The 6945-nt window shown below is 73.7% G+C and carries 6 protein-coding genes; 3 read left to right on the top strand and 3 right to left on the bottom strand.

Features of this window, described 5'->3' with window-relative positions:
* Positions 1-326 precede the first annotated feature (326 nt).
* Together Asi02nite_RS20495 and Asi02nite_RS20490 are read right to left on the bottom strand one after the other, a co-directional pair.
* On the bottom strand, positions 327-974 hold the full coding sequence (locus Asi02nite_RS20495) for a response regulator (protein ID WP_203715260.1): 648 nt from the start codon (positions 972-974) through the stop codon (positions 327-329).
* On the bottom strand, positions 971-2272 hold the full coding sequence (locus Asi02nite_RS20490; protein ID WP_203715248.1) for a sensor histidine kinase: 1302 nt from the start codon (positions 2270-2272) through the stop codon (positions 971-973). Before Asi02nite_RS20490 ends, Asi02nite_RS20495 begins: the two co-directional genes overlap by 4 nt.
* Positions 2273-2403: 131 nt before the next feature.
* On the opposite strand from Asi02nite_RS20490, the gene Asi02nite_RS20485 reads away from it, so the two are divergent.
* Positions 2404-3678 carry an ABC transporter ATP-binding protein gene (locus tag Asi02nite_RS20485; RefSeq protein WP_373312293.1) on the top strand — a complete coding sequence of 425 codons (1275 nt, stop codon included), beginning with the start codon at positions 2404-2406 and terminating at the stop codon, positions 3676-3678.
* Here the strand turns inward: Asi02nite_RS20485 and Asi02nite_RS20480 are convergent.
* Positions 3649-4953 (bottom strand): serine/threonine-protein kinase, encoded by a 1305-nt coding sequence (locus Asi02nite_RS20480; protein ID WP_203715244.1) that lies wholly within the window; start codon positions 4951-4953, stop codon positions 3649-3651. The genes Asi02nite_RS20485 and Asi02nite_RS20480 overlap by 30 nt on opposite strands.
* A gap of 100 nt (positions 4954-5053) precedes the next feature.
* Between Asi02nite_RS20480 and Asi02nite_RS20475 the strand changes: the two genes are divergently transcribed.
* Together Asi02nite_RS20475 and Asi02nite_RS20470 are read left to right on the top strand one after the other, a co-directional pair.
* Positions 5054-5902: a patatin-like phospholipase family protein gene (locus Asi02nite_RS20475; protein ID WP_203715242.1), complete on the top strand. Its 849-nt coding sequence runs from the start codon at positions 5054-5056 to the stop codon at positions 5900-5902.
* Entirely contained in the window at positions 5902-6942 is a 1041-nt protein-coding gene (locus Asi02nite_RS20470; protein WP_203715234.1) for a 1-acyl-sn-glycerol-3-phosphate acyltransferase, read from the top strand. The genes Asi02nite_RS20475 and Asi02nite_RS20470 overlap by 1 nt, the downstream gene beginning before the upstream one ends.
* Positions 6943-6945 lie beyond the last annotated feature (3 nt).

The raw sequence follows: 6945 nt of genomic DNA, 5'->3' as shown, positions 1-6945 counted from the left end.
ACGCCCGACGCCCGACGCCCGACGCCCGACGCCCGACGCCCGACGCCCGACGCCCGACGCCCGACGCCCGACGCCCGACGCCCGACGCCCGACGCGGTAGGCCCGGAGGCCTGACGGCCCGAGGCCTATCGGCGCCGGATAACCAGGCCGGTACGCGGCAACCCGCCGGATACCGACCCGCTGCCGATTGCGGGTGCCGCAGGCGGAGCGTGGCCGAGGCAGCAGCCGAGGGCCGTCGCCTCGCGGTGGCCAGCCCGGCGGGCGCAGCCTGCGGGTCGGACCGGAGCAACCGCGACGGCTGGTGGGGTCGCGCTAAGCCGGCGGCCTCAGGCGTTTCGTAGGTAGGTCAGGACCGCGACCACGCGGCGGTTGCGGTCGTCGTCTGGCGGGAGGTCGAGTTTGGCCAGGATGTTGCCGACGTGCTTGCCTACCGCCGCCTCCGAGACCACCAGTAAGCGGGCGATGGCCGCGTTGGAGTGGCCTTCGGCCACCAGCTGCAGGACCTCGCGTTCGCGCGTGGAGAGTTGGGCCAGGGGGTCGCGGCGACGGCGGACCAGTTGGGTGACCACCCGGGGGTCGACCACCGTGCCGCCCGCGGCGACCTGGCGTAGGGCCGCGATGAAGTCCTCGATGTCGACCACCCGGTCCTTGAGCAGGTAGCCGACGCCGCGGCCGTCGCCCGAGTCGAGCAGGTCCGCCGCGTAGCTCTGCTGCACATATTGGCTCAGCGCCACCACCGGCAGCCCCGGGTGGCGGCGGCGTAGCTCGACCGCCGCTCGCAACCCCTCGTCCGTAAAGCCCGGCGGCATCCGGATGTCGGTGACCACCAGCTCCGGCACCTCGGCCGCGACCGCGGCGAGCAGGCCCGGTGCGTCACCCACCGCGGCCGTGACCGAAAACCCGAAGCGGTCGAGGATGCCGGTCAGGCCTTCGCGCAGCAGCGTGCCGTCCTCGGCCAGCACCGTCCGGATCACCGCCACGGCAGCTCGACCCGCAGCACCGTCGGACCGCCGGCCGGGCTGGACAGGCGGGTCGTGCCGCCGACCGCGGCCACCCGGTCGGCGAGCCCGGTCAGCCCGCTGCCGTCGGTCGGGTCGGCGCCGCCCAGGCCGTTGTCGGTCACCTCGACGACCAGCGTGCGGCCGTCGCGCCGGGCGGAGACCGTGACCGCGGTCGCCCCGCTGTGCTTGGCCACGTTGGCCAGCGCCTCGGTCACCACGAAGTAGGCGGTGGACTCGACGTGCTCGACCGGCCGCTCCGGCAGGTCGATCGCCACCGTGACCGGCACCGTCGAGCGGTCGGCCAGCTCCCGGACCGCGGCGGCCAGGCCGCTGTCGGTCAGGACCTGCGGGTGGATGCCGCGGATCAGCTCGCGTAGCTCGGCCATGAGCTGTTTGGCCTGGTCGTGCGCGACCTCGACGCTGCGGGCCGCCGGGCTGTCGGGTGGTAGGTCGAGCCGGGCCACGCCGAGCTGCAGGGTCAGGCTGACCAGCCGTTGCTGCGCGCCGTCGTGCAGGTCGCGCTCGATCCGGCGGCGTTCGGCGCTGAACCCGTCGACCAGCCGGGCCCGCGAGCTGACCACCTCGGCCAACCGGCTGCGGGCCTGCTCGTCGGCCCCGCCCAGCAGCGCCCGGGCCAGCGCGCCGTGCGCGCCCGCCACCAGGCCCAGCAGGTAGGGCACGGCCGGCAGCAGCGCCAGCCCGAGCAGCGCCCAGGGCAGCGCCTCCGCCGGGGTGTCGACCGCGGCCCGGCCCATCGTGATCGGGTCGCCCGCGCTGACGATGAACGGGCTCGACACCAGCGCGACGACCATGAGCAGGGCGATGCCGGTGACGAAGTAGACCAGCGGCACCAGCGAGCTGAGCGCGAAGCCGTAGACGACCGCGCGCCAGGTGGCCGGGTCGGTGTAGCGGTCGCGGAGCCAGCGCAACCAGTGGCCCGGCCTCGGCGGCGGCAGGCCCGGCAGCGGCTCGTCGTCGACCAGGCGTAGTCGGAACCGCTCGACGGCGCCCAGCACCACGCCGCTGACCGGCGCGACCGTGCCGAGCAGCAGGGTGCCGGCGACGACCAGCAGGGCGAGCTGCGAACCGGACAGCTCGGTCGAGCGCCGGATCAGCCGGTCGGCCGCGATCACCCAGGGCAGCGCGACGGTGCCGAACACCAGCGTCGCGACGAAGCCGATCGGCGCCGTGGTGATCAGGTAGCCCATCGATCGCCAGGGCCAGGCGGTGCGCAGGAAGGTCGGTCTGGCCAGGGCTCGCAAGGCGGTCATGGCGAGAACGCTAGTGACGGACGGGCGGGAGCGCCCTACCCCTGTGGATAACTCCGGGGTAGTGCTGGACCTACTAGTCCGAGAATGCCCTGGCGTCGATGGTCATCGACGTTTCACCATTGCTCAGGGAGGTGAACGCGTTGGTCGCCATCGGCACGGAAGAGTTGACCAAGGTCTTCGAGGACGGCACGGTCGCGGTCGACCAGGTGAGCCTGCGGGCCGCGCCCGGCGAGTTCCTCGTGCTTCTCGGGCCGACCGGTTGCGGCAAGTCGACGATGTTGCGCCTGGTGGCCGGGCTGGAGACGCCGACCGGCGGGCACGTGCTGATCGACGGGAAGGTGGTCGACGATCTGCCGTCCCGCGAGCGGCGGCTGGCGATGGTCTTCCAGGACTACGCGCTCTACCCGCACCTGACGGTCGCCCAGAACATCGGCTTCCCGTTGCGGGTCCGGCACGAGACGGCGACCGACGTGTCGGCCCGGGTGGGCGAGGTCGCCGACCAGCTCGGCATCTCGGGCCTGCTGCGCAAGCTGCCGGGCGCGCTGTCCGGCGGCGAGCGCCAGCGAGTGGCGATGGCGCGGGCGATCGTACGCCGGCCGCTCGGTTTCCTCCTGGACGAGCCGCTGTCCAACCTGGACGCCGGCCTCCGCGCGGAGCTGCGGTCCGACGTCGCCGCACTGGCCCGGCGGATCGGCGTGACCACGCTCTACGTCACCCACGACCAGGCCGAGGCGATGACCATGGCCGACCGCGTCGCCGTGCTGCGCCGTGGCGTGCTGCAGCAGGTCGGGCCGCCCGAGCAGGTCTACAACGACCCGGCGACGCTGTTCGTGGCCGCGTTCCTTGGCACGCCGCGGACGAGCCTGCTGGAGGGCGCCGTCTACGCCGACGACGACCGGGTGGTGATCGACCTCGGCTCGCAACTGGTGGAGCTGCCCGCCGACCACCCGGTGCGGTCCCGGCACACCGACCGGGTCAGCGTGGCGCTGCGGGCCGACGCGCTGACGCCGACCACCGCCGGCCACACCGGCCCGTCCCTGACCGGCACCGTCCGGCGCGTCGAGCACCTCGGACACGAGGCGCTGGTGCACGTCGACACGGGTGCCCTGCCCACCTCGACCGAACGCTCCCGCCTGGAGCTGCCGGGTCCGCAGGCGGCGGCGCTGATGCGGGACGCGCCGCGGCCGGTCGCGGCCCGCACGGAATACGGCTTCTATCCCGCGTACGACCCGGAGCTACCGGGCGAGCCGCCGCCCGTGGGCGAGGTGGTGGTGCGGGTGCCCGCGGCCGGCCTGCCGAGGCGGGACGAGCAGCTCAAGCTGGCCGTCGACCTCGACCGGCTGCTGCTCTTCGACCGCGCCGGCGCCCGGATCCGCCTAGATGTGCGGAAAGCCGGCCAGCGCTAGGTCGAGGCGCTCCGCGTACGCGCCGCTGATCGCGCCCTCGCCCGCCCGCACCGCGACCTTCTCGCGGAGCTGCACCACGCGGTCGGCGCGGCTTTCGGGCCCGTGCAGCTGGCGCAGCAGGTTGCGCAGGTCGACGGCCGCGTCGGCGCGGATGTCGCCGGCCCGCTGGCCCTCGTTGATCACACCCTCGATGCGGCGCAGCGCCTCACCGAGCGTGCCGGCGGTCGGCGGCGGCGGCTTCGGCGGCTTGTCGGTCGGTCCAGGCCCGGGCGGACGCGCCGGCCCGGTGGTCGGCTGGGTCACGACCCCGCCCGGGTACGGCGGGTCGGCGCGGAACAACGGCACCAGCACGGCCGCGCCGACCGCGAGCACGGCGGCGATCGCGGCGGCCACCAGCAGGGCCCGCCGCGGCCGCCGCGACTCCACTGTAGACGGAGAAGCGACCGGCGACAGCGCTGCCCGCAACTCCGTCGCCGCGGCGTGCGCGGTCGGCCGCGCCAACGGATCGCGACTCAGGCACCGCACGCACAGCGTCGCCACCGCGGCCGGCAGCCCCGGCACCTCCGGCGGCCCCGGGACGAGCCCCGACGCCAGCGCCCGGGTCAGGTCGTCCCACGTGTCCGCGGGCACCGGCACCTGACCGGTCAGCGTCTCGTGGAGCAGCACACCCAGCGCGTACGTGTCGGTCGCGGGCTGCGCCGGCGTCCCGTCGAGCCGCTCCGGCGCCACGTAGGCCGGCGTGCCGAACGTCTCGCCCTCGGCGTCCTCGTCCGGCGCCCCGATCCGGGTGGCGATGCCGAAGTCGAGCACCTTCGCGCCGGTCGCGGTCAGCATCACGTTGGCCGGCGTCACGTCGCGGTGCACGATGCCGAGCCGGTGCGCGGCGGCCAGCGCCTCGGCCACCTCGGCGCACACCCGCACCGCCTCGGGCCAGGGCAGCGGCCCCGCCGTCAGCTTGGCCTCCAGCTCCTCGCCAGTGAGCAGCTCCAGCACGACGAACGCGGTGACCGTGCCGTCCGGCGCGACCGTCTCCGCGTAGTCGTGCACGGTAGCGACGTGCGGATGGACGAGCTGGGCGGCGGCCCGGGCCTCGTCGCGGACCATGTCGCGGAACCGGGCGTCGGCGGCCAGCGCGGCGGAGAGCACCTTGACCGCGACCGTACGGTCGAGCACCTCGTCGCGGGCCCGCCAGATGACCGACATGCCGCCGGCGCCGACCCGGTCGACCAGCCGGTAGCGACGGGCGAGCAGGGCGCCCGGAGTGAGCGTGGACATGAGGTCAGCACCTGCCGGCGATGGGGGATCGATTCAATCTCGGCGATGCCCCGTGGCTTGTCAACCGGAAGCGGAAACGCTGTCGTGCCAGGATGAGGGTGTGGGTGCCGGTCGGGTCGCGTTCGTGCTGGGTGGTGGCGGTGTGCTCGGCGCCGTCGAGGTCGGCATGCTGCGCGCGCTGTTCCGCGCCGACATCAAGCCCGACCTGGTGATCGGCACCTCGATCGGCGCCGTCAACGGCGCGCTGGTCGCCGCCGACCCGACCGAGGCGGTCACCGACCGGTTGGTGCGGCTGTGGGCGAGCCCCGAGGCGAGCGAGGTGTACGGCGACTCCGTGGCCAGGCAGCTGCGTCGTTTCGCCGCGCGTACCCACCTGCACTCGCCCTTGCCCTTGCGTCGTCTCCTGGAGCGCGAGCTGGGCGAGCTGACGACGTTCGAGGAGCTCAAGGTCCCGTTCCGGTGCTGCGCGGCGAGCATCGAGCGGGCCGCCGAGCATTGGTTCTCCGCCGGCCCCCTGGTCGACGCGGTGCTGGCCAGCGCGAGTGTGCCGGGGCTGCTGCCGCCGGCGCGGATCGGCGAGGAGCACTACGTCGACGGCGGAATCGTGAACTCGATCCCGATCGGGGAGGCGGTCAGCAGTGGGGCACGGCACATCTTCGTGCTGCAGGTCGGCCGGATCGAGCGCCCGCTGATGCCTCCGCGCCGGCCGTGGGAGGTGGCCCAGGTGGCTTTCGAGATCGCGCGGCGGCACCGTTTCGCACGTGAGCTGGCGGCGTTGCCCGACGATGTACATGTGCACGTGCTTCCGACTGGGGGCCATGAGCCCCGTGACGACACTCCCTGGGCCTACCGCGACATGGCCGCGGTCGGCCGCCGGATCAGCCGCGCGTACACGGCTTCCCGGCGTTATCTCGCCCAGCACCCGTCGGCCGGCCGGGACGACGCCTGATGCCACTCCCGCCCCGCTGGCTGCGGCGGATCGTGCTCGCGCCGCTGGTCATCGCGTTCGCCGTGGTCCTGCTGACCACGCTGCCGGCCTGGCTGCTGCTCGCCTCGGCGGCCTCGCCGCTGGTGCCCGGGCGGCTGCGGCCGCTGCGGGTGATCTGGCTCGGCACCGTCTACGTGGTCTGGGACGCGGTCGCGCTGATCACGATGTTCGCGCTCTGGGTCGCGTCCGGTTTCGGCTGGAAGGTACGATCGCCGGCGTTCCAGCGGGCGCACTACGTGCTGACCGGCGCGTTCCTGCGGTTCCTGTTCGCGCAGGCGCAGTGGACACTCAAGCTGCGGCTCGACATCGCGGGCAGCGATCCCGACACCGCCCAGCCCGGGCGGCCCGAGCTGGTGGTCTGCCGGCACGCCGGGCCCGGTGACTCGTTCGTGCTCGTACACGCGCTGGTGAACTGGTTCGACCGCGAGCCGCGGATCGTGCTCAAGGACAGCCTGCAGTGGGATCCGGCGGTCGACGTGATGCTCAACCGGTTGCCGAACCGGTTCATCGCACCGCAGCGCGACCCCGACGGGTTGGAGAAGCTGGTCGGCAACCTGGCGGTCGGGCTCGACGAGAACGACGCGTTCGTGATCTTCCCGGAGGGCGGCAACTTCACCCCGCGCCGGCGGCTGCGGGCGATCGAGCTGCTGCGTTCGCGCGGCCTCTACAGGATGGCGGCCAAGGCGGAGAAGATGCGCAACGTGCTCGCGCCACGGCCCGGTGGGTTGCTGGCCGCGCTGGACGCCGCGCCCGACGCCGGCGTGATCTTCGTGGCGCACACCGGCCTCGACCGGATGCTCACGGTCGGCGACGTGTGGCGCGAGCTGCCGATGGACAAGCAGCTCACGATGCGGTTCTGGTCGGTGCCGCCGGAGGACGTGCCGCAGGAACGGGAGCAGCGGATCGAGTGGCTCTACGAGTGGTGGGCCAAGATCGACGCGTGGGTCGAGGAGAACCGGCCCGTGGGGGTTCCGCCTGAGCACCACCTGAGCACCACCTGAGTA

Source organism: Asanoa siamensis (assembly GCF_016862555.1).
GTDB classification, from domain to species: Bacteria; Actinomycetota; Actinomycetes; order Mycobacteriales; family Micromonosporaceae; genus Asanoa; species Asanoa siamensis.
This window is presented reverse-complemented; position numbering and strand designations above follow the sequence as displayed.

What these genes read in the sequence shown, in the direction of transcription:
- Asi02nite_RS20490 (WP_203715248.1), bottom strand. Translation starts at nt 2,272, where the DNA reads ATGACCGCCTTGCGAGCCCTGGCCAGACCGACCTTCCTGCGCACCGCC.
- Asi02nite_RS20480 (WP_203715244.1), bottom strand. Translation starts at nt 4,953, where the DNA reads ATGTCCACGCTCACTCCGGGCGCCCTGCTCGCCCGTCGCTACCGGCTG.
- Asi02nite_RS20470 (WP_203715234.1), top strand. Translation starts at nt 5,902, where the DNA reads ATGCCACTCCCGCCCCGCTGGCTGCGGCGGATCGTGCTCGCGCCGCTG.